Source organism: Ruixingdingia sedimenti, from assembly GCF_031432425.1.
GTDB classification, from domain to species: domain Bacteria; phylum Pseudomonadota; class Alphaproteobacteria; order Rhodobacterales; family Rhodobacteraceae; genus Ruixingdingia; species Ruixingdingia sedimenti.
Genome location: NZ_JAVKPH010000014.1, coordinates 14,562 through 37,555 on the forward strand (window position 1 = coordinate 14,562; position 22,994 = coordinate 37,555).

19 protein-coding genes are annotated in these 22,994 nt (G+C 68.5%); 13 read left to right on the top strand and 6 right to left on the bottom strand.

All coding sequences use genetic code 11. The annotated features are described in order from the left end of the window. Window position 1: 1 nt before the first annotated feature. Window positions 2-916, bottom strand: a complete 915-nt coding sequence (locus tag RGD00_RS12785) for an NAD(P)-dependent oxidoreductase (RefSeq protein WP_310457723.1) — start codon at window positions 914-916, stop codon at window positions 2-4. Between the two features lie 94 nt (window positions 917-1,010). On the opposite strand from RGD00_RS12785, the gene RGD00_RS12790 reads away from it, so the two are divergent. Continuing rightward, entirely contained in the window at window positions 1,011-1,907 is an 897-nt protein-coding gene (locus tag RGD00_RS12790; RefSeq protein WP_310457724.1) for a LysR substrate-binding domain-containing protein, read from the top strand. Between the two features lie 265 nt (window positions 1,908-2,172). On the opposite strand, the gene RGD00_RS12795 is transcribed toward RGD00_RS12790, so the two are convergent. Continuing rightward, complete coding sequence (locus RGD00_RS12795) at window positions 2,173-3,246, bottom strand: 2,3-butanediol dehydrogenase (protein WP_310457725.1); 1,074 nt, start codon at window positions 3,244-3,246, stop codon at window positions 2,173-2,175. Window positions 3,247-3,496: 250 nt separating this feature from the next. Between RGD00_RS12795 and RGD00_RS12800 the strand changes: the two genes are divergently transcribed. The 3 genes from RGD00_RS12800 to RGD00_RS12810 all read left to right on the top strand — a co-directional run bounded on the left by RGD00_RS12800 (window position 3,497) and on the right by RGD00_RS12810 (window position 6,729). Further along, a complete protein-coding gene (locus tag RGD00_RS12800) occupies window positions 3,497-4,585 on the top strand; it encodes an LLM class flavin-dependent oxidoreductase (RefSeq protein ID WP_310457726.1) in 1,089 nt (362 codons plus the stop codon). A 52-nt stretch (window positions 4,586-4,637) separates the two neighbouring features. After that, the gene (locus RGD00_RS12805) at window positions 4,638-5,672 is read left to right on the top strand and encodes an aldo/keto reductase (protein ID WP_310457727.1); all 1,035 of its coding nucleotides are present in this window, start codon (window positions 4,638-4,640) and stop codon (window positions 5,670-5,672) included. Window positions 5,673-5,766: 94 nt separating this feature from the next. Next, the gene (locus RGD00_RS12810) at window positions 5,767-6,729 is read left to right on the top strand and encodes a substrate-binding domain-containing protein (protein WP_310457728.1); all 963 of its coding nucleotides are present in this window, start codon (window positions 5,767-5,769) and stop codon (window positions 6,727-6,729) included. Between the two features lie 62 nt (window positions 6,730-6,791). On the opposite strand, the gene RGD00_RS12815 is transcribed toward RGD00_RS12810, so the two are convergent. Both RGD00_RS12815 and RGD00_RS12820 read right to left on the bottom strand, forming a co-directional pair. Further along, complete coding sequence (locus RGD00_RS12815) at window positions 6,792-8,216, bottom strand: FAD-binding oxidoreductase (protein ID WP_310457729.1); 1,425 nt, start codon at window positions 8,214-8,216, stop codon at window positions 6,792-6,794. Window positions 8,217-8,220: 4 nt separating this feature from the next. Then, on the bottom strand, window positions 8,221-8,361 hold the full coding sequence (locus RGD00_RS12820) for a hypothetical protein (protein ID WP_310457730.1): 141 nt from the start codon (window positions 8,359-8,361) through the stop codon (window positions 8,221-8,223). A gap of 215 nt (window positions 8,362-8,576) precedes the next feature. On the opposite strand from RGD00_RS12820, the gene RGD00_RS12825 reads away from it, so the two are divergent. Beyond that, complete coding sequence (locus RGD00_RS12825) at window positions 8,577-9,617, top strand: aldo/keto reductase (RefSeq protein WP_310457731.1); 1,041 nt, start codon at window positions 8,577-8,579, stop codon at window positions 9,615-9,617. Between the two features lie 45 nt (window positions 9,618-9,662). On the opposite strand, the gene RGD00_RS12830 is transcribed toward RGD00_RS12825, so the two are convergent. Next, window positions 9,663-10,784, bottom strand: a complete 1,122-nt coding sequence (locus RGD00_RS12830; RefSeq protein WP_310457732.1) for an alkene reductase — start codon at window positions 10,782-10,784, stop codon at window positions 9,663-9,665. Window positions 10,785-10,941: 157 nt separating this feature from the next. Between RGD00_RS12830 and RGD00_RS12835 the strand changes: the two genes are divergently transcribed. The 8 genes from RGD00_RS12835 (at window position 10,942) to RGD00_RS12870 (ending at window position 21,634) form a co-directional block, all read left to right on the top strand. Continuing rightward, window positions 10,942-12,696, top strand: coding sequence for a sigma-54-dependent Fis family transcriptional regulator (locus tag RGD00_RS12835; protein ID WP_310457733.1), 1,755 nt, complete (start codon window positions 10,942-10,944; stop codon window positions 12,694-12,696). A 356-nt stretch (window positions 12,697-13,052) separates the two neighbouring features. After that, window positions 13,053-14,129 (top strand): sugar ABC transporter substrate-binding protein, encoded by a 1,077-nt coding sequence (locus tag RGD00_RS12840; RefSeq protein ID WP_310457734.1) that lies wholly within the window; start codon window positions 13,053-13,055, stop codon window positions 14,127-14,129. A 119-nt stretch (window positions 14,130-14,248) separates the two neighbouring features. Beyond that, window positions 14,249-15,199, top strand: a complete 951-nt coding sequence (locus RGD00_RS12845; RefSeq protein WP_310457735.1) for an ABC transporter permease — start codon at window positions 14,249-14,251, stop codon at window positions 15,197-15,199. Continuing rightward, window positions 15,196-16,713, top strand: a complete 1,518-nt coding sequence (locus RGD00_RS12850) for a sugar ABC transporter ATP-binding protein (RefSeq protein WP_310457736.1) — start codon at window positions 15,196-15,198, stop codon at window positions 16,711-16,713. The genes RGD00_RS12845 and RGD00_RS12850 overlap by 4 nt, the downstream gene beginning before the upstream one ends. Before the next feature lie 15 nt (window positions 16,714-16,728). Beyond that, a complete protein-coding gene (locus RGD00_RS12855; protein WP_310457737.1) occupies window positions 16,729-17,685 on the top strand; it encodes an ABC transporter permease in 957 nt (318 codons plus the stop codon). A gap of 26 nt (window positions 17,686-17,711) precedes the next feature. Beyond that, window positions 17,712-18,713, top strand: a complete 1,002-nt coding sequence (locus tag RGD00_RS12860) for a Gfo/Idh/MocA family oxidoreductase (RefSeq protein ID WP_310457738.1) — start codon at window positions 17,712-17,714, stop codon at window positions 18,711-18,713. 322 nt (window positions 18,714-19,035) lie between these two features. Beyond that, entirely contained in the window at window positions 19,036-20,139 is a 1,104-nt protein-coding gene (locus RGD00_RS12865) for an LLM class flavin-dependent oxidoreductase (RefSeq protein WP_310457739.1), read from the top strand. A 61-nt stretch (window positions 20,140-20,200) separates the two neighbouring features. Continuing rightward, window positions 20,201-21,634 carry an NAD-dependent succinate-semialdehyde dehydrogenase gene (locus tag RGD00_RS12870; protein WP_310457740.1) on the top strand — a complete coding sequence of 478 codons (1,434 nt, stop codon included), beginning with the start codon at window positions 20,201-20,203 and terminating at the stop codon, window positions 21,632-21,634. Between the two features lie 56 nt (window positions 21,635-21,690). Here RGD00_RS12870 and lhgO read toward each other — a convergent pair whose 3' ends face one another. Continuing rightward, on the bottom strand, window positions 21,691-22,899 hold the full coding sequence (gene lhgO / locus RGD00_RS12875) for an L-2-hydroxyglutarate oxidase (RefSeq protein WP_310457741.1): 1,209 nt from the start codon (window positions 22,897-22,899) through the stop codon (window positions 21,691-21,693). Between the last annotated feature and the right edge of the window lie 95 nt (window positions 22,900-22,994).

A 22,994-nucleotide genomic window follows, 5' to 3' on the forward strand; every position in this document is an offset into this window, starting at 1 on the left:
CTCAGTTCCCGGTCGTGCCCGCCTGCGGGCGGCGCGCGATGTATCGGTGGATTTCGGTGTTGTCGGCGGCCGGGGGCAGGGCGGCCGCAGCCTCCTGCCACAGCGCGGCGCAGAGCGAGAGTTGCGGCGCGGCAAAACCCGTCAGCGCCTGAAGCGCGTCGGCGGTGGCCAGATCCTTGGCCTGAAGCCGCAGGGCAAAGCCGCCGGCATAGCTGCCGGGCAGGATGAACTGTTTCACCTTGGTCTCGGTCGCCACGTTGCGCCCGGATGCGGCGTTCAGCACATCGGCAAAGACCGCAAGGTCGAGCCCCATTGCCTGCGCGATGCCCAACGCCTCCGACGCGGCCAGAAGGCCCGCGGCATAGACATAGTTGTTCAGCGCCTTCATCGCATGGGCGGCGCCGGTCTGCCCGGCGGGGATCAGCACCTTGCCCATGGCGGACAGCAGCGGGCGCAGGGGGGCCAGCCCCGCCGCATCGGTGCCGACCATGATCGACAGATCGCCGGTTTCCGCCTTGGCCACGGCGCCCGAAACCGGCGCGTCCACCAGCGCGATCCCCCTTTCCGCCAGTTCGGCCGCCAGCGCGATCGTGTCGGCGGGGTTGGATGACCCCATGTCGATCACCACCGCCCCCGGGCGCAGCACCTGCGCCAGCCCCGGCTGGCCGGGCGCGCCGCGGATCACCGCATTGGTGATCGGGCTGTTCGGCAGCATCGTGATCACCAAGTCGCAATCCGCCAGCGCGGCCGGATCGGCGGCGCGCGACAGCCCCCTGCCCCAGGCGGGATGGCCGGCGAGGCGGCGGAACGGCGCCTCCTCCCGGTCCAGCGCGCGGATTTCGAACCCCGGCGCACGGGCGAGATTTTCCAGCATGGGCAGGCCCATCATGCCCAACCCCACGAACCCTATCCGCATGTGTCCTCCTGTCCTGCGTCGGGGCGGAGCATAGGGATTGACGCGGGCCGGCGCATATGCCGATGTGATCGGATCAATAACAGATGGTTATGGCATGCGCTTCAAGCTGCGGCAGATGGAGGTGTTCCGCGCGGTGATCCTGACCGGCTCCATGTCCGGGGCGGCGCGGATGCTGAACATCTCGCAGCCCGCGATCAGCCGGGTCGTGGCCCATACCGAACAAAGCCTGGGCCTGCGCCTGTTCGAACGGGCCAGCGGCCGTCTGGTGCCCACGGCAGAGGCGCAGTTGCTGATCGGCGAGGTCGAAAAGCTTTACCAGGGTGCGCTTCGGATCGACGATTTCGCCCGCGAACTGGCCCGAAGGCCGGGCGGCACGCAGACCATCGCGGCCAGCCCCAGTCTGGCGATCCACGCCATTCCGGCGGTGATCGCGCGGTTCCTGACGGCCCATCCGCAGGTGCATGTCAGCTATCACACGACGCTTCTGGCCGACATGGCGCGCGAACTGGTGTCGCGGCGGGCGAACCTCGCGATCTCCGTCCTGCCGGTCGAGGATCCGGGGATCACCTGCGAGCCGCTCGGCACCCGGCGGATGGTCTGCCTGATCCCGGCGGGGCATCCGCTGGCGGGGCGGCCGCAGGTCGCGCTGGCAGAGGTCGCGGCGGAACCCTTGGTGATGTACGACCGCACCATCCCCTTCGGCCGCATCATCGCCGCCGAATTCGAAAAGGCCGGTGTCGCGCCCCGGATCGTGATGGAGGTGCCGCGGGGCGAACTGGCCATCGCCATGGTGCGCGCGGGGATCGGGCTGGCCATCGTCGACGAATTCGCGGTCGAGGGCGGCGCACCCCCCGGCACCGCCGTCGCCGCGATCGCAGAGCCGATCCGCATCACCCTGTCGCTGTTGCAGTCGCGCTATGGCCCGCCCGACGGACAGAACGCGCGGGTGTTCATCGACATGCTGAAGGCACGGTTCCGCAAGGCGGGGTGAGATGGGCCGTGACCGGATCGGTACTCCTGCCACCGTTCTGGCCGGGCGGGATGAGGAAACGCATCGCGTTTCCCCCGCCCGTGCGCGCGGGGGTGACACTGGAGACGGTGATGTCAGGAAACCCGGTCAGGCCAGCGCCCGCCATGGGCGGGGCGGGCGTTGGCCGGGGGCTTGGGGCCCCCGGCCGGACAAGTGGCACCGGCAGGATATGGCAAAGGCACGCGCCTTCGCCAGACAGAGCGACAGGTTGAACCCAGCCCCGTCCTCAGGCCCCGAGGTCGATCAGGATCTTCAGTTGCGTCCCCGCCGGATCCAGAAGCGCGTCGAACCCCTGGCCCACCGCATCGTCCAAGCCCACCGTGCGGGTGACGATCTGGCGGGCGGGGATCAGGCCCGCATCCAGAAGCCGGATCGTGCGCGGCCACAGATGCGTCGGATAGGCCCAGGACCCCCGGATGTCGATGTCCTTGAAGGTGACGGTGAACCAGTTGACCGCCGCCTCGCCCGGATGCAGCCCGACCTGCACCACGACCCCGCGCTTGCGCACCGCATCCACGCAGGTGTTCAGCGCCGCACCGTTGCCCACGCATTCGATGGCCACGTCGCAGCCCACGCCGCCTTCGGTCGCGGCACGGACCGCCGCGCCCACATCCGCCGCGCGCGGGTCGAGGGTGACGATCCAGGGCATGATCCCCCGCGCCAGCGCCAGCCGGGTCGGGTTGACGTCCGACAGGAACACCTGCGCCGCCCCGGCGGCCCGCGCCGCCATCGCCGCCAGAAGCCCGATCGGCCCCGCCCCGGTGACGAGGACCGAATTGCCCGCCGCAATCCCCGCCCGGTCGCAGGCATAGACCGCGACGGCGGTCGGTTCGACCAGCGCCGCGTCCTGATCGCTGAGGCTGTCGGGAATGGCCGCCACGTTGTAGCCGTTCAGCAGCGCCCGTTCAGCCATGCCGCCGCCGATCCAGCTGAGACCGGCCAAGGCGATCTGGTCGGACAGGTGGAAAAGCCCCCGGTCGGCATAGAATTCGGCCGCGCGGGGCATGACCAGCGGCTGCACCGAAACCCGGTCGCCTTCCTTCACATGGCGGATGTCGCGGCCGGCCTTCAGCACCACGCCGCCGAATTCATGGCCCAGAACCTGCGGCGCATGCGCGCCGGTGAAAGGGTGCGGGTCCTTCGGGATCAGGATCGGGCCATAGGCATATTCGTGCAGATCGGTGCCGCAGATGCCGCAAAAGCGGTTCTGGATCACCACCTGATCGGGCGCGGGATCGGCCGGTTCGGCGATCTCTTCCAGAACGAGCGTCCTTGCCGCGTGGAAACGCAGGGCTTTCATGATGTCCTCCCTTGCTTCCCCTGCGGCTGATGGAACGGGCGGCGCGGGCGGGGGAAGCGCCTGCCGCCGCATCCTTGCCGGATCCGGCCGCGCCTAGGGCGATCTGGGCCCGCCGCCCCCGCGGCGGCAATTGTCTTTTTGAGACAGGTCCCCCTGTCCGGCCTGCCGCATCTGACCAGTTCCGGCAGCGGCCCCCGCGTTGCTACCCAGATCGGCGGAAACCGGGGCTCCAGACCCCAAGGGAGGAACCATGAAACTCGGACTGTTCCAGATGCCACTGCACCCGGCGTCGAGGTCTTTCGTCGAGGTGCTGAAGGAAAACGGCGACAAGATCGTCTATGCCGATGAACTCGGCTTTGCCGAGGCCTGGGTGGGCGAACATTTTTCGGCCACCACCGAACCGATCACCTCGCCGCTGATCTTCCTCGCCTCGCTTCTGCACCGCACCAAGACGATCAAGCTCTGCACCGGGGTCATCGCGCTGCCGAACCACCACCCCGTCACCGTTGCCGGCGAAGTGGCGATGTTCGACCACATGGCCGAGGGGCGTTTCGTCTTCGGCATCGGCCCGGGGGGGCTTGCCTCGGACATGGAGCTGTTCGGCAATCTCGACGCCGGAGTGCGCAACGAGCGGCTGGCCGAATCCATTTCCACCATCCTCAAGATCTGGTCGCAGGATGCGCCCTACGACATTCCGGGCAAGCACTGGCCGGTCAAGCTGACCGAGAACATCGTGCCGGAACTGGGCATCGGTTACATGGGCAAGCCCTATCAGCAGCCGCACCCGCCCATCGCGCTGTCGTCGATGTCGCCCGACAGCGGGTCGGTCAGCTATGCGGCGAAACAGGGCTGGATCCCGATCACCGCGAACTTCGCCCCGGAAAGCACCGTCATCAGCCACTGGCGCCGCTATGTGCAGGGCTGCGAGGCGGCGGGCCGCCCGGCCACCGGCAAGGACTGGTCGGTGGCGCGCAACGTGCTGATCGGCGAAAGCGACGCGCAGGCCGAGGACTGGCTGCTCGATCCCAAGGGGTCCAACTACTACTATTTCAACTACCTGTGGGAGGTGCTGAAACGCGCCGACTACACCGACGTCATGAAACCTCTGGGCATGCCGAACGAAGAGGTGACGGTCGAGACGCTGATCAAGGCCTCGGTCCTCTACGGGTCGTCCAGGACCGTGACCGAAAAGCTGATCAGCCTGCGCGAACGGTCCGGGCCCTTCGGCACGCTGCTGATGGCGTCGATGGACGGGTCGGGCGAAAACCGCGACCGCGAATGGATCAGCATGCGCCGCCTGGCCGAAGAGGTCGCCCCGGCCGTGCGCCGCGCCGCCTGAGGGTGGCAGACGGGCGGCCCCCCGGGGTCGCCCGCATCAACCGGAGGACAAGATGGAACAGACGGAAATCCGGGCGACCGGGGTCAAGCTGACGCGCATGGGTCTGGGCACGGTGCCGCTGGCGGGCCTCGGCGTTCCCGCGGTGGACTATGCCACGTTCGAGGCGGTGGTGCTGGCGGCCTATCAGGCCGGCATCCGCTATTTCGACACCGCACCTATGTACGGCATGGGCCGGGCCGAACATTTCCTGGGCCATGCGCTGCGCACCAACGATCTGGTGGGCAAGGTCACGCTGTCCACCAAGGTGGGCCGCCTGCTGAAACCCGCCAGCCGGGCGAAACAGGGCGAGGGGCTGTTCGGCATCACATGGGACGGCGCGCTGCCCTTTGCGGAACATTACGACTACACCTATGACGGCATCATGCGGTCGTTCGAGGACAGCCAGCAACGGTTCGGGGTGGAACGCTTCGACATCCTGAATGTCCACGACATCGGCAGCCTGACCCATGGGGAAAACGCCGAAAACCGCTGGCGCGAACTGGGCGAGGGCGGCTATCGCGCGCTGGCCGAATTGCGCGCCGCCGGCGGCGCCCGTGCCATCGGCATCGGCGTGAACGAGATGGAAGCGGTCGAGCGTATGGCCGCCGAGTTCGATCTGGACTGCTGCCTGCTTGCCGGGCGCTACAGCCTGTTGAACCAGGGGCCGCTCGACAGTTTCTTCCCCGCGATGCAGAAACGCGGCATCGCCGTGATCGCGGCGGGGGTGTTCAACTCCGGCATCCTCGGCGGCGGGTCCAAGGGCGCGACGCGCATCTTCGACTACATGCAGGCCCCGCCCGAAATCATCGCCAGGGTCGAACGGCTGGAGGCCGCCTGCGCCCGCCACGGCGTCGCCCTGCCGGAGGCGGCGATCCAGTTCGTGTCGGCCCATCCGGCGGTGGCCTGCATCCTGCAAGGCTGCAAGAACACCGCCGAGGTGGCGCAGAACGCCGCCGCGCTGGCCCGCCCCATCCCCGCCGCGCTGTGGCAGGACCTGCGGGCCGAGGGGCTGTTGCCCGAAAACGCGCCGGTCCCGCAGGGCGCCTGACCCCGGCCGCCACCGGCCCGCGGGCAAGGATGCCCCCGGGGCCGGTGTCCAGCGTCAGGCATCCGCACAACATCACGTTCCCAGGGAGGAAACCATGAAACGACTGCTGATCGCCACCGCCATGATGACGGGTCTTGCGGCGGGTGCTGCCCATGCCGAAGCGAAATACCGCGTCGCGGTGATGCCCTTCGGCCTGCCCGAATACATGTCGGCCTGGACGAAAGAGATGGAAAAGCATCCCGCCGTCGCCGATGGCACGGTTGCGATGACCATCCTCGACGGGCGTTTCGACGCGGTGGTGCAAAGCAACCAGATGGATACGGTGATCACCCAGCAATACGACGCGGTGATCTTCGCGCCCATCGACTTCGACGCGGCGCAGGCCCCGGTCGAACGTGCGGCGGCGGCGGGGATCCCGGTCATCACCTCTGTCACCGGGGCGGCGGGCGACAAGTATTTCGCCCATATCGCCACCAACGACGTCGAAGGCGGCCGGATGATCACCGAGGAACTGGCGAAGCGGCTGGACGGGTCGGGCAAGGTCGTCATCATCGAGGGCCCCATCGGCAACTCGCCCCAGCTTCTGCGCCGTCAGGGCATCGACGAGTCGCTGGCGAACCATAAGGGGATCGAACTTCTGGCTTCCAGATCCGCCAACTGGTCGCGGGCCGAGGGGCTGGCGGTGATGGAAAACTGGCTGTCGCTCTATGGTGACGCCATCACCGGCGTGATCGCCGAAAACGACGAGATGGGCCTCGGCGCGATGGAGGCGATCCGCGCCAAGGGGCTGGATTTCGAAAAGGTCAAGGTGGTGTCCATCGACGGCATCCCCGACGCCCTGCGCGCGGTCGAGGACAGCAACCTATACACCCTCTACAAGTCCGCCCATTTCGAAGGGCAGGGCGCGATGGACCTCGCGCTGCGCGCCATCGAGGGCGAGGCGTATCAGCCGCAGTCCGACATCTGGGCGCAGATGGACTGGGCCGGCGGGTCGGCGCATCGCTATGACGTGCCGTGGTTCCCGGTGACGCGCGAAACGGTCGCCAGCTTCAAGTAACGCCCTGCCGGGCGATCCGGGCCCCCCTGTCCGCAGGGGGGCCTTGCCGTTCCGGCCCTTGGTCAGGGCAAAAGCTTGCCGGGGTTCATCAGGTTCGCCGGGTCCAGCGCCGCCTTGATCGCGCGCATCGCATCCAGCGCCACGGGGTCCTTGTAGCGTGCAAGCTCCGCCCGCTTCATCAGCCCCACCCCGTGTTCGGCGGAAATGGAGCCGCCCAGATCGTGCACGATGTCGTGGACGATGCGGTTGATGTCGCCCTGCCGCGCCAGGAAATCCGCCGGGGCCATGCCGTCCGGCGGGCTGAGGTTGTAGTGCAGGTTGCCGTCGCCCAGATGGCCGAAGGGCACGATCCGGCAACCCGGCATCGCCGCCGCGCAGGCCGCCCCCGCGCGGGAAAGGAAGTCGGGAATGCGCGACACCGCCACGGCGATGTCGTGCTTGATCGACGGGCCGAAATGCTTCTGCACCTCCGGCAGGCGTTCGCGCAGATCCCACATGGCGCGGTTCTGCCCCTCGCTGGCGCCGATGGTGCCGTCGAGGACGATGCCACCGTCGAAGGCTCGGGCAAGGATCGCCTCTGCCTGTGCGGCAAGCGGGGCCTCGGGGTCGGCCGAGGTAAGATCGAACAGCACGAAGGCCGGAAGGGCGGGATCGACGGGAAAGCCGTGCCCAGCCTCGACCAGCATCGCCACCGTCGCCTGCACCATGAATTCGAACGCGACCAGCGCCTCGCCCGCCCGGTCGCGCAGCAGATCCAGCAGCGCCAGCGCCTGCGCCGCACCGGACACCGCGACCAGCGCCGTGACCCGCTGCCGCGGCAGCGGCGACAGCCGCAGCACGGCGGCGGTCAGGATCGCCAGCGTCCCTTCCGACCCGATCAGCAGATGGCGCAGGTCATAGCCGGTGTTGTCCTTGCGCAGCCCGCCCAACCCGTGCAGCACGCGGCCATCGGGCATCACCGCCTCTATCCCCAGGGTCAGGTCGCGCATGTTGCCGTGGCGCAGCACGTTGATCCCGCCCGCATTCGTGGCCAGAAGCCCGCCGATCTGGGCCGAACCCTCGGACGCCAGCGACAGCGGAAACAGCCGCCCGGCATCGCGCGCGGCCTCTTGCACGGTCGCAAGGACCGTGCCGGCCTCTGCCGTCAGGGTGGCGTTGGCTGGGTCGACCCCCCGGATGCGGTTCATCCGGCGCAGGTTGACCAGAAGGCTGCCCGCGGGCGCGCTGGCGCCGCCGACAAGGCCGGTGTTGCCGCCCTGCGGCACGATGGGCACCCCCGCCTCGCGGCAGGCGCGGACCAGGGCGGATACCTCTGCCGTGCTGCCGGGGCAGGCGACCGCCGCCGCCGCGCCGGGGAAAAGCCGGCGTTCGTCGGTCAGGAAGGGCGCGGTCGCATCGCCCCCGGTCAACAGGTTGCGCGGCCCGAGGATCGACGACAGCCGGTCGAGGAACCCGGGCGGCAGCGGGGGAAAGGCCGGTACCGGCACGGGATCAGGCCACCCGCATCGGCGGCACGCCGCAGCCGCCGCAAAGCCGGATCCCCGCCACGGCCCGTCCGGCACCGGGGGCCGCGGGCTCGGCGTCGCCCGCGGACGGCAGGCTGCGGGCGGCGTGGTCTTTCGGTGTTTTCATGGCTTTCTCCCAAGCCGCGACCGGGCCGGGCTTTCGTGTTTGCGGGGGTGTTCGCGGATCTTTCTGGGCCCCGGGCGGCGGGGCAGGCAACTGTCGCTCTTGCGACGGGGGCAGGGGCGGGGCTGGCGCAGATGCGCCACTGTGTCCCGATATGCGGGGCGGGCTAGGCTGCGGCCCGAACAGGCGGTACCGCCACCGCGTCAGGAGGAGACGACATGCAGCAAGGCACGAAGATCCGCAGCCGCGGGGTCGAGGTTTCCCGGCTTGGGCTGGGCACGGTGCCCCTTGCCGGTTTCGGCCATGAAACCAGCTACGAGACCTTCGAGAAGGTGGTGATGACCGCCTATGATGCCGGGTATCGCTATTTCGACACCGCGCCCATGTACGGGTCGGGCCGGGCGGAACTGTTCCTCGGCCAGGTGCTGCGCACCAACGGCATCCGCGACAAGGTGACGATCGCGACCAAGGTCGGCCGGCTTTTGCGCCGCAAGTCCGATACGGTGCAGCAGCAGAAGTTCCTCTACGGCGGGGGTATCGTCTGGCAGGGCGGCTTTCCCTTCGTGCAGGGCTTCGACTACAGCTATGACGGGATCATGCGGTCGGTCGAGGACAGCTTTCAGCGGTTCGGGCTGGACCGTTTCGATGTGCTGCATGTCCACGACATCGGCCGCGTCACCCATGGGGACGATCTGAACCGCACCTACTGGAAACAGCTGGAAGACGGCGGCCTGAAGGCGCTGGACGAAATCCGCAGCGCGGGTGCCGCAGGCGCCATCGGCATCGGCGTGAACGAGACAGAGGCCGTGCTGGACATGGCGAAGGCGTTCGATCTGGACTGCTGTTCGCTTGCCGGGCGCTATTCGCTGTTGAACCACGAACCGCTGGACACGTTCTTTCCCGAAATGGAACGCCGCAACATCGCGGTCATCGCGGCGGGGGTGTTCAATTCGGGCATCCTCGGCGGCGGCGTGCGCGGCCAGACCCGCACCTTCGACTATATGGAGGCCCCGGCAGGGATCATCGACCGCGTGTCGCGGATCGAGGCGGTCTGCGCGCGTCACGACGTGCTGTTGCCGGAAGCCGCGTTGCAGTTTTCCGCCGCGCATCCGGTGGTGATCAGCCTGCTGCTGGGTTGCAAGAACGAAGACGAGGTGCGCCAGAACGCGGCGGCACTGGCCCGCAAGGCGCCCGCGGCCTTCTGGCAGGATCTGCGCGCCGAAGGGCTGATCCCCGCCAACGCGCCCGTCCCGGCCTGAGGGCGCCGAAACCTGCGCCCCCCGCATGCGGGGGCGCAGGGTGGCTCAGCGCAGGTAGCGGCCCAGATCCTCGGCCGGGGCCGCAGCGGCGATGCGGGTCCGGCCTGCAAGGATTTCGTCATGGGTCAGGTAGTCGGTGTAGCCTGCCGCATCATGCGTGAACAACGTGGCGGTATCCGCCGGGGTCAGCGCCGCATCGCGCCGCAGCCGCGCCACCAGATCGGGGTTCGACACGAAATCGCGCCCGAAGGCCGCCAGATCGGCATGGCCCGCCCCGATCAGCCCCGCGGCATCCGCCGCGGTCATCAGCTCGTTGCAGACCACCGGCCCGCCGAACCGCCGCTTCATCATCGGCAAAAGGCTGTCCGCGCCCCAGATCTCGCGCACGAAGAGAAAGCCGAGGCGGCGACGGCCGAGTTCCGCCGCGACATGGCCGAACAGCGCGGCGGGGTCGCTGTCGCCCATGTCGTGTTCCTCCATCCGGGGGCGCAGGTGCACGCCCACCCGCCCCGCCCCCCAGACAGAGACGCAGGCATCGGCGATCTCCAGCAGAAAGCGCGCCCGGTTCTCGATGCTGCCGCCGTATCGGTCGGTACGGCGGTTGGTCTTGTCCTGCAGGAACTGGTCGATCAGGTAGCCGTTGGCGGCGTGCAGTTCCACCCCGTCGAACCCGGCGCGCAGCGCGTTTTCCGCCCCGCGCCGGAAATCCGCGACCGTGGCGGCGACCTCTGCCGTCGTCAGCGCGCGTGGCGTGACATAGGGCCGGAACGGGCGCAGCAGCATCACCCGCCCGGCGGGCAGGACCGCACTGGGCGCCACCGGCGGGTCGCCATCGTGGAATTCGGGGTCCGACACGCGGCCGCAATGCCACAGCTGCACGAAGATCCGCCCGCCAGCGGCATGGACCGCATCGGTGACGCGGCGCCAGCCCGCGACCTGTTCGTCGTTCCAGATGCCGGGCGTGCCGTGGTAGCCCGCCCCCTGCGGGCTGACGATGGTGCCTTCGGTGATCATCAGCCCGGCCGCGGCGCGCTGGACGTAGTAGTCCTGCATCGTCCGGTTCGGCACCCGTGCCGCACCCGCGCGGCAGCGGGTCAGCGGGGCCAGCAGGATGCGGTTCGGCAGATCCAGGTCGCCGATCCGTATCGGGTCGAACAGGATTGACATCTTTTCCTCCATTCCGGTTCCGCCGCCATGCTAGACCTGCCGGCGGGCCGGGGCCGATGGCGCAGATGAGATACCGCCGCCGCCCGGATTGTCCTTGTTGCGACAGTTCCGGTCCGGGCCGGGGGCGGTTATACTGCCCCGGGGGGGAACGCGTGGCATGAGATCCGAGATCGAGAAGCTGACGCAGAGGTCGGGGCAGGGCGCCCTGCCGTTGCCGCGCCTTGTCGAGGAATCGTGGCGCCGCTGCCTTGAGGATTACCATCTTGCCCCCGACGTGCAGCGCGTGGCCGATGTGATGACCTCGGCCGAACTGCGCGAGGCGCATGACCGCCACGAACCGATGATCCGCTTCGCTTCGCCCGAACTGGACCGGCTTTTCCGCTGGCTCGGCGGCGAGGAATGCCTTGTCTCTCTCGGCTCGCCGGAGGCGGTCAAGCTGCTCTACCGTTGCGACAACCGCTTTCTGGGCGATCTCAGCGCAGTGGGCGTGCTGCCCGGCTCGATCTGGGACGAGGCGGTTCAGGGCACCAACGGGATGGGAACCTGCCTGAAGGTGGGGGGTGCGGTCTCCATCCTCGGGGGCCAGCATTTTTCCAGCAGGCTGGCCAAGCTGACCTGCATCGCCACGCCGATCCTCGGGGCCGGGGGCGCGGTCGTCGGTCTGGTCAACATCACCTCGATGCGGCCGACCGACGCCGAGATGGCGCAGACTCTGCGCGAGGCCGTGCGCCGTACCGCCTGGCGGATCGAGCACAAGACCTTCGCGTTGCGCCATGCCGGGCTGCGGGTGTTTTCGCTTTCCGACACGGCAGAGGGCGACGACCCTGCCGCCGAACCGCAACTGGCGCTGGACGACAACGGGCGGATCGCCGATGTCACCTCGACCACCGCCATCCTGTTGCAGCGGGACCGCGCGGCGCTGATCGGGGCCGATCTGGACGATTTCCTTCAGGGCGGCTGGCCCGCGGGGCGGGGTGCGCCCGGCCGGATCCGCCTTGCCGATGGCCGCAGCCTGTTCCTGCGACCGATGGCCCGCACCGGGGGCAGCCGGGCGCGCCCGGATCGCGGTCGGGCCGAACATCTGCTGTTCGACGAAACCTTCACGCAGGCCCTGCAACGCACCTCTGCGATGCTGGCAGAGGGCCTGCCCGTCATCGTCAAGGGCGAGACCGGCACCGGGAAATCCGTCCTGGCCAGGATGACGGGCCGGCGGACCGACCGGCCCGAAAGCGGGGTGGTGGTGCTGAACTGCGCCATGCCCGAGGAAGAGGCGGAACCGCTTCTGCGCCGCCTCGACTGGATTTCGGACGCGCTTCTGGTGCTGGACCGGGCCGAAGATATGTCGCCGGAGCTTCAGCGGCGGCTGACGCAGCTTCTGTCCGAAGACGACCTGCTGGCGCGGCGCAACCTCGATCTGGTCAGCCTGTCGACGCAGGATCTGGCCGAACGCGTGGCGGCGGGCAGCTTTCGTGGCGATCTTTTCCACCGGCTGAACGGGGCGACGGTGGCGCTGGCGCCGCTGCGTGCCCTGCCGGGGCTGCAACAGCGGCTTCTCGACGTGCTGGGGCAAGAGGCGGCGATGCGCGGGCTGGCCCGGCCAGAGATCGAGGAAATGGCGCAGCTTGTGCTTTACAGCCACCACTGGCCCGGCAACCTGCGCGAATTGCGCAACGCGGCCCGCCATGCGCTGGTGCTGGCCGGGGGCGGCCCGATCCGTCTGGCCCATCTGCCCGAGGCCATCGTGGACCGCATCGCCCACGACAACCTGCGTGCCCGGTCGCAGGCGGAACGGACGCGGATAGAGGCGGCGCTGCGCCACAACGGCGGCAACGTCTCTGCCACGGCCCGTTATCTGGGCCTGTCGCGCGCCACGCTCTACCGCAAGCTGGGCGGAAAGAAGCGCGGCGCCTGAAACTCCCGTCACGGCTGGCCCGTTGACCTGCGGGTGCGGGCGATCCGAAGGTTTTCCCCGTCACCCCCTGTCCATATGCCCGACCGGCGGGCGCCGATTGCTGGCCCAATGTCATATCTGAGACGGTCCGGCGGGCGGGGGCTGACGCTTGTTGATCAGAGTGGTCAGGCCGCGGCGGGGTGCAGTTACATGGGCACCACGGAGGAGGCCAGCCGTTCGGCCGGGAGACGGTTTTCCAGGGGCATCGCGACCCTCTGCGGCCAGCGGTCGGCGAAATGCCTTGTCCGTTCGCGGTGGACCGGCCCGGAAGGCCGGCGCCGTTTCGGCTCACTTCACTTTTGCTTGGAGGAGGCAAAATGAAACTGCACAGCAATCCATTCCTGTCCTGCGCGGCGGCCATCGCCCTGTTCGCTGCGGTGGGTCAGGCGGCCGCCGACGATGCGGCGGCGAAAAAGCTCTACCTCGGCGTCGGCAGCACCAGCAGCGAATACTGGCAAGAGGTCATCTGGGGCGCCGAACAGGTCATGGGCTCTGTCGGCGGCAGCGTCGAGGTGTTCAGCAACGACTTCGACGGCCAGAAATCGTTCCAGAACATCAGCGCCATCCTCGCCCCCGGCTGCGAAGGCTGCATCTTCACCTGGTTCCCGGATTCGCCCGCCTTCACCAAGGTTTTCGTGGAACGGGTGGAACAGGCCGGCGGCTTCATCAGCACGCTGTGGAACCGCCCCGAGGAAATCCACCCCTGGGATACCGCGGCCGAGGCCTGGGTTGCGAACCTGTCCTTCGACGGGATCGACGCGGGCTATCAGAACGGCATGGCCCTGTGCGAGGCGCTGGGCGGGCAGGGCGAGATCGTGGTGCTGAAAGGCATCCCCGACAACGCCCCGGCCAAGCAGCGCGAGATGGGCCTTGCCAAGGTGCTGGAGGAATGTCCCGGCATGACCGTTCTGGATGAACAGATCGGCAACTGGCAGCAGTCCGAGGGGCAGGAAATCACCCGGGCATGGCTGGTGCGCTATGGCGACCGGATCAAGGGGGTCTTCGCGCAGAACGACGGCATGGCCATGGGCGTGGTCGCGGCGCTGCGCGAAAAGGGGCTGGCGGGCAAGATCCCCGTCACCGGCACCGACGGATCCAGCGACGTGCTGCAACTGATCAAGACCGGCGAGATCCTGTCGACGATGCGGGGCAGTTCGCAGGAACACGGCGCGGTCGCTGCGGCGCTGACCTATGCCGTGCGGGTGGGCGAACTGAAACTGGCCGACCTGACCGAGGGCCAGCGCGACTTCTTCGTGCGCCAGACGCTGGTGACGAAAGAGAACGTCGAAGACGTGCTCAATACCAAGCCCGACCCGGCCGCGTTCACCTACGAGGCGATCAAGGCCGACTACTGGGCCGCCTCGGTCGGTCAGATCCCGCCGGGCGTGAACTGATGGGGTCGACGATGCATGACGGTCAGCTTTCGACCGGCACGCCGGAAGCGACGGCCTCCTCCCGCAAGGGAGGAGCGCCGCAGCCGGCGGGGGCCGGGGCCGCCCGCCCGGAAAGGCTGTTGAAACGGCTTCAGTCGCTGGGGCCGGTCGCGGCGCTGGCGGGGCTGGCGCTGGTCTTCGGCCTGGCGGAACCGAACTTCGCCTCGCTGGCGAACGGGCAGGCGATCTTCGAATCCGCCGTGGTTCCGGCGGTGGTGGTGATCGGGCTGACCTTCGTGCTGTTGCAGGGCTCCATCGACCTGTCGGTCGAGGGGGTGGCCTCGCTGGCCAATATCGTGCTGTCGATCCTGATCGTGAATTCCGTCACCCCGCGCGACATCGGTCTGTGGGCGGTGCCGGCCGCGGTGGGGGCGGGGGCGCTGGTCGGGCTGCTCAACGGGCTGGTCTGCATCTGGGTGCGGATGCCCTCGCTGATCGTGACGCTGGGGGCGTGGCTGATGACGGCCGGGATGGCGTCGCTGCTGTTTCCCGCGCGCCAGCCGCAGATTCTGGATGCGCGGATCACCGGCCTTGCCATCGACAAGCATCTGGGGCTCAGCGGGCTGGTCTACCTGACCGTCGCGCTGGCGCTGGTGGCGACCGCAGTCGAACGGACCACACGTTTCGGCCGGATGAGCCGCGCCATCGGCGAGAACGAGGCCGTGCTGCGCATGTCCGGCATCCGCGTGAACCGCCACCGGCTGGCCGCCTTCGTGATCGCCGGGGCGGGCTATGCGCTGGCCGGGGTGTTTCTGGGCGCGCAGATCGGGGTCGGCAACCCGCTGGCAGGCACCGGCCTGCTGTTTCCCGCCATCGCCGCCTGTGTCGTCGGCGGCACGCTTCTGTCGGGGGGGCACGGGGGTGTGCTGCAATCGCTGGTCGGTGTGCTGATCCTTGTCACGCTGCGCAACGGGCTGATCCAGGTGGGGGCCAACCCGCTTTTGCAAAGCGCGCTGGAAGGCGCGGTCATCATCGTCGCGGTTGCCGCATCCACCTGGCATCTGCGCCGCAAGGTCAGGGTGATCAAATGACCGGGGCATTATCTCTGGAAGGTGTGGCCAAGCGTTTCGGCGATGTGGTGGCGCTGGACGATGTGGATATGGTCCTGCACGAAGGCGAGGTTCTGGGCCTGATCGGGCAGAACGGGTCGGGCAAGTCCACCCTGATGAAGATCATGGCCGGGCTGCACCAGCCCGATGCGGGGCGGCTTCGCCTTGGCGGCCGCGTGGTGCAGCTGCGCTCGCCTTTGGAGGCGGCGCGGGCCGGGATCGGGCTTGTCCATCAGGAACAGTCGCTGATCGGCAGCCTGACCGTGGCCGAGAACCTGTTTCTGGACAAGCCCGTCACCTTCACCCGCGCCGGCGTCTATCGCTGGGCCGAGATGAAGGATCAGGCGCGCCGCCAACTGGACAAGATCGAGCTGGACATCGACCCCGCCACCCCGGTGGGCGATCTGAGCTTTGCGCAGCGCCAGATGGTGGAACTGGCCAAGGTGCTGGCGCTGGAAGAACTGGTCGGCGGGCATCTGGTCATCCTGTTCGACGAACCGACCGCTGTGCTGAACCCGCCCGAGATCCAGGCGCTGTTCGCGCAGATCCGCCGGATCAAGCACCGTGCCTCGGTCGTCTTCGTGTCGCACCGTATGGACGAGATCCTCGACATCTCGGACCGGGTCTATGTGATGAGCGATGGCCGCAACGTGGCCGAACGGCGCAAGGACGAGGTGAAGGTCGATGAACTCTACGAACTGATGGTCGGCAGGCAGCGCGCGGGTGCGGTCGCGCGGCGGCCGCGGGCGGTATACGCGAACCCGCGCCCCCGGCTGGAGGTGCGCGGGCTGACCGTGCCGGGCGCGGTGCGCGGCGTCGATCTGGGCCTTGCGCCGGGCGAGATCCTGGGCCTGATCGGCGTGCATGGTTCGGGGGCGGAACAGGTGCTGCGCACGGTGTTCGGCCTGACGGACCGGTGGAGCGGCGAGATCCTGTTCGAGGGCAAGCCCTTGCAGGCCCGTACCCCCGCTGCGGCCGTCCGGCAAGGCATCGGCTACCTGCCTGCCGAACGCAAGACCGAGGGCATGGTGCGCAACACCAGCGTGTCGGAAAACATGGCGCTGACCTTCGGCCGTCAGCACGGGGTGGCGCCGGGCCTGCTGTCGCGGGCGCGCGAACGCGGCATCGTGGCGGATTGGGTCAGGAAACTGGCGATCCGCACGCCCTCGATCGACCACCGGATCGACAAGCTGTCGGGCGGCAACCAGCAGAAGGCGGTGCTGAGCAAATGGCTGATCGGCAAGTCGCTGAAACTGCTGTTGCTGGATCACCCGACCCGCGGGCTCGACCCCGGGGCGCGGGCCGATCTGTTCGCCGTGATCCGCGAACTGGCGGATGAGGGCCTGTCGATCGTCCTTGTCGGCGACACGCCGGACGAGGTGCTGACCCTTTCCGACACCATCGTGGTGATGAAGGACGGTAGCGTCAGCGCCCGCATCAACGATGTCCAGCACAACCCGCCGACCGAGGAAGACCTCGTTCGCGCCATGGTCTGAAAGGGGATTCCGCAGATGCAGACCACATTCTCTGCCGTGGCGCGCGAAAGGCTGCGCCAGTTCGGGCCGGCCCTGATCCTGATCGCCGTCTTTGCCGCGCTTGCCACGGCGGCGCCGGGGCTGTTGCGCTGGCGGGCGATCAACGGGCTGCTGATGGACAATGCGCCGCTGCTTCTGATCATCGTCGGGCTGACGCTGCCGGTGCTTCTGGGCTGTCTGGACCTGTCGGTCGCGGCGGTTGCGTCGTTTTCGGCGGTCTGCGGGGCGATCCTGTCCCATTCGCTCGGGTCCTGGGCGGGGCCGGTGGTGGTGGCGGGCGCCGCCGTGGCGGGCGGGGTGCAGGGCTGGCTGATCGGGCGGTTGCAGATCCCGTCCTTCGTGATGACGCTCGGCGCGCTTGGCATCTTTGCGGGGCTGGCGCTGTTCATCAGCAAGGCGAACATGGTGGGGATCAGGCCGGGCCTTGCCTTCTTCGACGTCCTGTCGGCGCGGACGGGGGGGATGCCCAACGCCTTCCTGATCGTGCTGGCCATCGCGGCGGTGCTGTCCGCCGTGCTGCGCTTCACCCCCTTCGGGCGCGATGTCTACGCCTTCGGCCAGAGCGAGCTTGCCAGCTATATCTCCGGCGTGCGGCGCGATCTGGTGCGGACGGTGGCTTTCGCCATTTCGTCGGCCTGTGCGGCGCTTGGCGGGATGATGATGCTGTCGCAGACGCTGTTCGCCAATGCGACGGTGGCGAACGGCCTGCTCTTGCCCGCGCTGGTGGGGGTGGTCGTCGGCGGCACCGCGATTTCGGGCGGGATCGGCGGGGTGGCGGCCAGCTTGATCGGCGGGCTGATCGCGGTGCTGATCCGTGTCGGGGCCACCATTTCGGGCTTGCCGCCGGCCAGCCAGGACGTCGCGTTCGGCATCGTCATCCTGATCGCCGTCGCGCTGACCACCGACCGTTCGAAAATGGGCATCGTCAAGTGACGGCTGGGAATATCGAGGAGCAAACCATGAGTTACGGAATCGGCATCCTTGGCGCCGGGGTGATGGGCAGCGACCATGCGCGGATCCTCGCGTCGCAGGTGGCGGGGGCGCATCTGGTGGCGGTGTTCGATCCCGACCGCGCGCGGGCAGAGGCTTCGGCAGGCGCGAACGGCGCGCGCCGGGTCCATGCCCGGGGCATCGACCTGATCGACGACCCCGAGGTGGAGGCGGTCCTGATCGCCTCGCCCGATGCGACGCATGCCGAATTCGTGCTGGCCTGTCTTGCCCGGGGCAAACCCGTGCTGTGCGAAAAGCCGCTTGCCGCCAGCGCCGCCGAATGCCTGCAACTGATCGAGGCCGAGACAAAGCTGGGCCGGCGGCTGATCCAGGTCGGCTTCATGCGCCGGTTCGATCCGTTCTATGGCGATCTGCGCGCGGGGCTGGAACAGGGGGGCCTCGGCCCCGTGCTGCTGGCCCATTGCGTGCACCGGGTGGCGACGGTGCCGGGCTACTTCCAGGCCGACATGTCGATCACCAACGCCGCCGTGCATGAATTCGACATCCTGCGCTGGCTTCTGGGACAAGAGATCGCGGCGGTGCAGGTGATGCGGTCGCGCCGGAAAAGCACGGCCACGCTGCGCGATCCGCTGATGATCGTGCTGGAAACCGACCAGGGCGTGGTGGCGGATGTCGAGGCATACATGAGCGCGGCCTATGGCTATGACATCCGCACCGAGGTGGTCTGCGAAGAGGGCACGGCGGAACTGGCGCGGCCGCAGCCTGCGGCCTTTCGCCGGAACGGCAGTGTTGCGGCCGCCTATCCCGCCGACTGGCGCGGGCGCTTTGCCGATGCCTATCGGTTGCAGTTGCAGGGCTGGGTGAATGGGGTCCGCAGCGGCGTGCCCGCAGGCGCCAGCGCCTGGGACGGCTATCTTGCCACGATCATCGCCGATGCCGCGCTGAAATCCCTGAACGAGGGCGGTCGGGTGGCGATTCCCGCCGCCACCCGGCCCGCGCTCTACCGTTGACTTCCGGCCCTTGCGCCGCCGGGGGCCCGTCGCAGGACGGGCCCCTTGCGTTTACGCGGGCCCCTGCGCGGAATTGGTGAAACTGCGTCAGTCGGCACACCGCACCTGTCGCAAGAGAGACAATTGTCAGCCTTCGCGGCAGGCCCCTAACTGACTGTCGGAACGGGGCAATCCGGCGCGCGAGGGAAGGAACCGCCCAAAGGGGCGGGCGCGCGGGACGGCCCTTCCGCGGCAGTGCGGCGCATGGGGTTTCCCGCCGGGAACGGCGGGGCCGGATGCCGCGGGCCTGATGCAACCGGAACAACAGCAAGGGGGGAAACCCATGAAACTCGGCTATTTCATGATGCCGCTGCATGCGATCGGCAGGCCCTGGGGCGAAAGCTATGACATGGACATCGAGGCCGCGCTTTACGCCGACGAGGTGGGCTATGACGAGCTTTGGGTGGGCGAACACTATTCGGCCCAGACCGAACCGATTTCGGATTCGTTGCAGTTCCTGTCCTACCTGCTGCCGCTGACGAAGAACGTGAAGCTGTGCACCGGCGTGCTGAACCTGCCGCATCATCACCCGGCCAAGGTCGCCGCCAACTGCGCCATGTTCGACCACATGTCCAAGGGCCGCTTCATCATGGGCATCGGCCCGGGCGGGCTGTCGACCGATTTCGAACTGTTCGGCACGCTGGACAAGAACCGCGGCGAGATGATGGTCGAAAGCGCCGGGATGATCCGCAAGATCTGGGAAGGCGATGCGCCCTACGACATCCAGGGCAAATACTGGAACGTCCGCATCGTCGACACCTATCAGGGCGACATGGGCCTCGGCCCGATCCCGAAGCCGCTGCGCAACCCCTTCCCGCCCTTCGTCACCTCGGCGATGAGCCCCTATTCCGGCACCGCGAAGCTGGCCGGGCAGATGGGCTGGGATCTGACCTCGGCCAACTTCAACGCCGCCTGGGTGGTCAGGTCGCACTGGCAGAAATACGCCGAAGGCGCCGAGGCAGCGGGGCGCAAGGCCAGCCCCGACAGCTGGCGCATCGCGCGGTCCATCGTGCTGGCCGACAGCGACGCCGAGGCGCAGAAATACATGGAGCGGCCGATGAGCGCGGCCTTCGCCTATTACCACTACCTCTACACCCAGCTTGGCCGCGCCGGCGCCAAGGCGATCTTCCAGCTGCGCCCCGACCAGAAGCCCGAGGATGTCGAATTGCAGGACGTGGTGGACGACATGGTGATCGTCGGCAGCCGCAAGACCGTGCTCGACCGGCTGATCGCCTTTGCCGACGAGGTGGGGCCGTTCGGCGGGCTTCTGCTCGCCTCGCACGAATGGGACGACAAGGCATTCTGGCGCAACTGCATGCGCGGCGTGAAAGAGGACGTGATGCCCAAATTCGCCCAACATGTCGCCAGCATGAAGGTTGCGGCCTGAACGGCCTTCTGCGGCCCGGATCGACCCCGGGCCGCCTTATCCAGCCAGAGCGGAGAATGACATGACGCCCGACACGGGTCTGATCATCGGCGGTCAGGATCGCCGGACCGGCAGCGCGGGGATCCTCGAGATCACCGACCCCGCCACCGACGACATCATCGCCCGCCTGCCCAAGGCCGGCGCGGCCGAGGCGGCAGAGGCGGCGGCGATTTCCGCCGAAGGCTTCCGCGACTGGTCGGCGATGCAGCCCTATGAACGGTCGGGGATCCTGCGCCGTGCGGCCGATCTGATGCGCGCGCGGACCGAAACCGCGGCGCGCGACATGACGCTGGAACAGGGCAAGCCGCTGGCGCAGGCGCGGCTGGAATGGAACGCCGCCGCCGACCTGCTGGACTGGTACGCCGAAGAGGGGCGGCGCGGCTATGGCCGGGTGATCGCCGGGCGCACGGCGGAGAATGAACTGAAGGTGTTGCGCCGCCCGGTCGGGCCGGTCGCGGCGCTGGCGCCGTGGAACTTTCCGGCCTGGGGGATGATGCAGAAGATCGCCCCGGCGCTGGCGGCGGGCTGTTCGGTGGTGGCCAAGCCATCCGAGGTGACACCGGTCACGACATGGCACATCGCCCGCGCGCTTCTGGATGCGGGTCTGCCGCCCCGGGCGATCAGCGTGATCTGGGGCGCGTCGGGCGAGATTTCAGAGGTGCTGGTCAAGTCGGACGAGATCCGCAAGGTCAGCCTGACCGGATCCACCCGCGTCGGGCGGATCGTGGCGGCGCTGGCCGGGCAGTACCTGAAGAAGGTGACGATGGAACTGGGCGGCCATGCCCCGGTGATCGTCGCCCGCGATGCCGATCTGGACCGGCTGATCCCGCTGGCCGCGCAGTGGAAGTTCCGCAACGCCGGTCAGGTCTGCGTGTCGCCCACCCGGTTTCTGGTCGAGGCGCCCTTGCACGACCGCTTCGTCGAGGGGCTGGCGGCGGCTGCCGCGCAGATCAGGGTGGGCCACGGGCTGGAAGACGGCACCGCGATGGGCCCGCTGTGCACCCGCAGCCAGCGCAATGTCATCGCCGCGCTGGTCGAGGATGCGCGTGCACAGGGCGCGCAGGTCGTGGCGGGCGGCGATGCGGTGGGCAATACCGGCAACTTCTACGCCCCCACGGTGGTCGCGGGCGCGCATGCCGGGCTGAAGGCGATGAACGACGAACCTTTCGGCCCGCTGGCGCTGGTGGCCCGCGTCGGTTCCGTCGAAGAGGCGCTGGCAGAGGCGAACCGGATGCCCGTGGGTCTGGGCGCCTATGCCTTCACCGCGAACCAGCGCACGGCGGCGGAAATCGCGCGCAACATCCGGTCGGGGATGCTGGGGGTGAACCACTTCGCGCTCGGCCTGCCGGAAACGCCTTTCGGCGGCGTGATGGACAGCGGCTTCGGTTCCGAAGGCGGCATCGAGGGGATGGAGGCCTATACCACGCCCCTGACCGTCACCACGATGATGGTCTGAGGCGCGCAAGGCGGCAAGGGCCCGTCCCGGGGTGCCGGGGCGGGCCTTTTGCCGTTTCACGCCTGCGTGGCGGTGTCGGGCAGGAACGTGTCCAGCAGATGTTCGGCGATCGCCAGCGATGATGTGGCGGCGGGCGAGGGCGCGTTGCAGACATGCAGCATCCGCGGCGTCTGCATCAGGACGAAATCGTGCACCATTTCGCCCTTCGGTGTGATCAGCTGCGCCCGCACCCCGGCCTTGCGCCCCTGCAGGTCCGACCGTTGCAGCGAGGGCATGTATTTCCGGCAGGCGCGCAGATAGGCCGGTGTCCAGGCCGTCGCCGCCAGTTCGGCAAAGCCCGACCGCAGGTTGGCCCGCAGGAACCGCCAGAACCCGCCATAGCCGAAGGTGGCCAGACAGTCGCGCAGGTTGACCGACCAGCGCCCCAGCCCCTCGCGCGACAGCGCCAGAAGCGCGTTGGGCCCCACGCTCAGCCGGTTGCGCACCTCATGCGTCAGGTGGATGCCCAGAAAGGGCAGGGCGGGGTCGGGCACCGGATAGATCAGGTGGTTGATCTGGGCGCGCAGCCGGGGGTCCACCTCGAAATATTCGCCGCGGAAGGGGATGACGCGGAAATCGGGGCGCAGCTCGGCCAGCCGCGCCAGCCGGTCCGCCTGCCCCCCGCCGCAGACGATCAGCCGGTCCGCCGTCAGCGTGACGCCGCCGGCGGTGACGCTGACGCCCGCGTCGGTTTCCCGGATCGCCGTCGCGGCGGCGCCAAGGCGCAGATCGCCCCCGAGGATGCGAAAGCGGTCGGCCATGCGGGCCGTGACCTCGGCATAGTCCACGATGGCGGATTCGGGGAAGAACAGCGCGCCAAGCCCGGTGATCAGCGGTTCGCGCACCGCCATTTCGTCCTTGCCGACGGGTTCGTAGGGGATGCCGTTCGCCTCTGCCCGCTGGCGCAGGTCCTTCAGCCGTTCCACCTCCAGCGGGGTGGTGGCGACGATCAGCTTGCCGCATTCCTCGAACACGATGCCTTCCTCGCGGCAGAACGCCTTCATCATCTGCGCGCCCGTGCGGCAGAGCCGGGCCTTGAGCGAACCGGGCGCATAATAGACCCCGGCATGGATCACGCCGGAGTTGTGGCCGGACTGGTGGCAGGCGACCTGCGTTTCCTTTTCGAACAGCGTGACCCGGTGGCCGGGGTGGCGGATCAGGTAGCGCAGCGCGGTCGCCATGCCGACGATGCCGCCCCCGATGACGATCAGGTTCCGTTCGTTCATGATCCTCGTTTCCCCTGTTCCCTTGGGCCCGCAGCTTCGCGCCGAACCGCTGCGGGGGAAAGGGCGTCGCGGTGGTTCATGTGTGACAGGCTGTG

Coding starts and splice junctions, on each gene's coding strand:
- RGD00_RS12785 (WP_310457723.1), bottom strand. CDS start 916: ATGCGGATAGGGTTCGTGGGGTTGGGCATGATGGGCCTGCCCATGCTG.
- RGD00_RS12790 (WP_310457724.1), top strand. CDS start 1,011: ATGCGCTTCAAGCTGCGGCAGATGGAGGTGTTCCGCGCGGTGATCCTG.
- RGD00_RS12795 (WP_310457725.1), bottom strand. CDS start 3,246: ATGAAAGCCCTGCGTTTCCACGCGGCAAGGACGCTCGTTCTGGAAGAG.
- RGD00_RS12800 (WP_310457726.1), top strand. CDS start 3,497: ATGAAACTCGGACTGTTCCAGATGCCACTGCACCCGGCGTCGAGGTCT.
- RGD00_RS12805 (WP_310457727.1), top strand. CDS start 4,638: ATGGAACAGACGGAAATCCGGGCGACCGGGGTCAAGCTGACGCGCATG.
- RGD00_RS12810 (WP_310457728.1), top strand. CDS start 5,767: ATGAAACGACTGCTGATCGCCACCGCCATGATGACGGGTCTTGCGGCG.
- RGD00_RS12820 (WP_310457730.1), bottom strand. CDS start 8,361: ATGAAAACACCGAAAGACCACGCCGCCCGCAGCCTGCCGTCCGCGGGC.
- RGD00_RS12825 (WP_310457731.1), top strand. CDS start 8,577: ATGCAGCAAGGCACGAAGATCCGCAGCCGCGGGGTCGAGGTTTCCCGG.
- RGD00_RS12830 (WP_310457732.1), bottom strand. CDS start 10,784: ATGTCAATCCTGTTCGACCCGATACGGATCGGCGACCTGGATCTGCCG.
- RGD00_RS12835 (WP_310457733.1), top strand. CDS start 10,942: ATGAGATCCGAGATCGAGAAGCTGACGCAGAGGTCGGGGCAGGGCGCC.
- RGD00_RS12840 (WP_310457734.1), top strand. CDS start 13,053: ATGAAACTGCACAGCAATCCATTCCTGTCCTGCGCGGCGGCCATCGCC.
- RGD00_RS12850 (WP_310457736.1), top strand. CDS start 15,196: ATGACCGGGGCATTATCTCTGGAAGGTGTGGCCAAGCGTTTCGGCGAT.
- RGD00_RS12855 (WP_310457737.1), top strand. CDS start 16,729: ATGCAGACCACATTCTCTGCCGTGGCGCGCGAAAGGCTGCGCCAGTTC.
- RGD00_RS12860 (WP_310457738.1), top strand. CDS start 17,712: ATGAGTTACGGAATCGGCATCCTTGGCGCCGGGGTGATGGGCAGCGAC.
- RGD00_RS12865 (WP_310457739.1), top strand. CDS start 19,036: ATGAAACTCGGCTATTTCATGATGCCGCTGCATGCGATCGGCAGGCCC.
- RGD00_RS12870 (WP_310457740.1), top strand. CDS start 20,201: ATGACGCCCGACACGGGTCTGATCATCGGCGGTCAGGATCGCCGGACC.
- lhgO (WP_310457741.1), bottom strand. CDS start 22,899: ATGAACGAACGGAACCTGATCGTCATCGGGGGCGGCATCGTCGGCATG.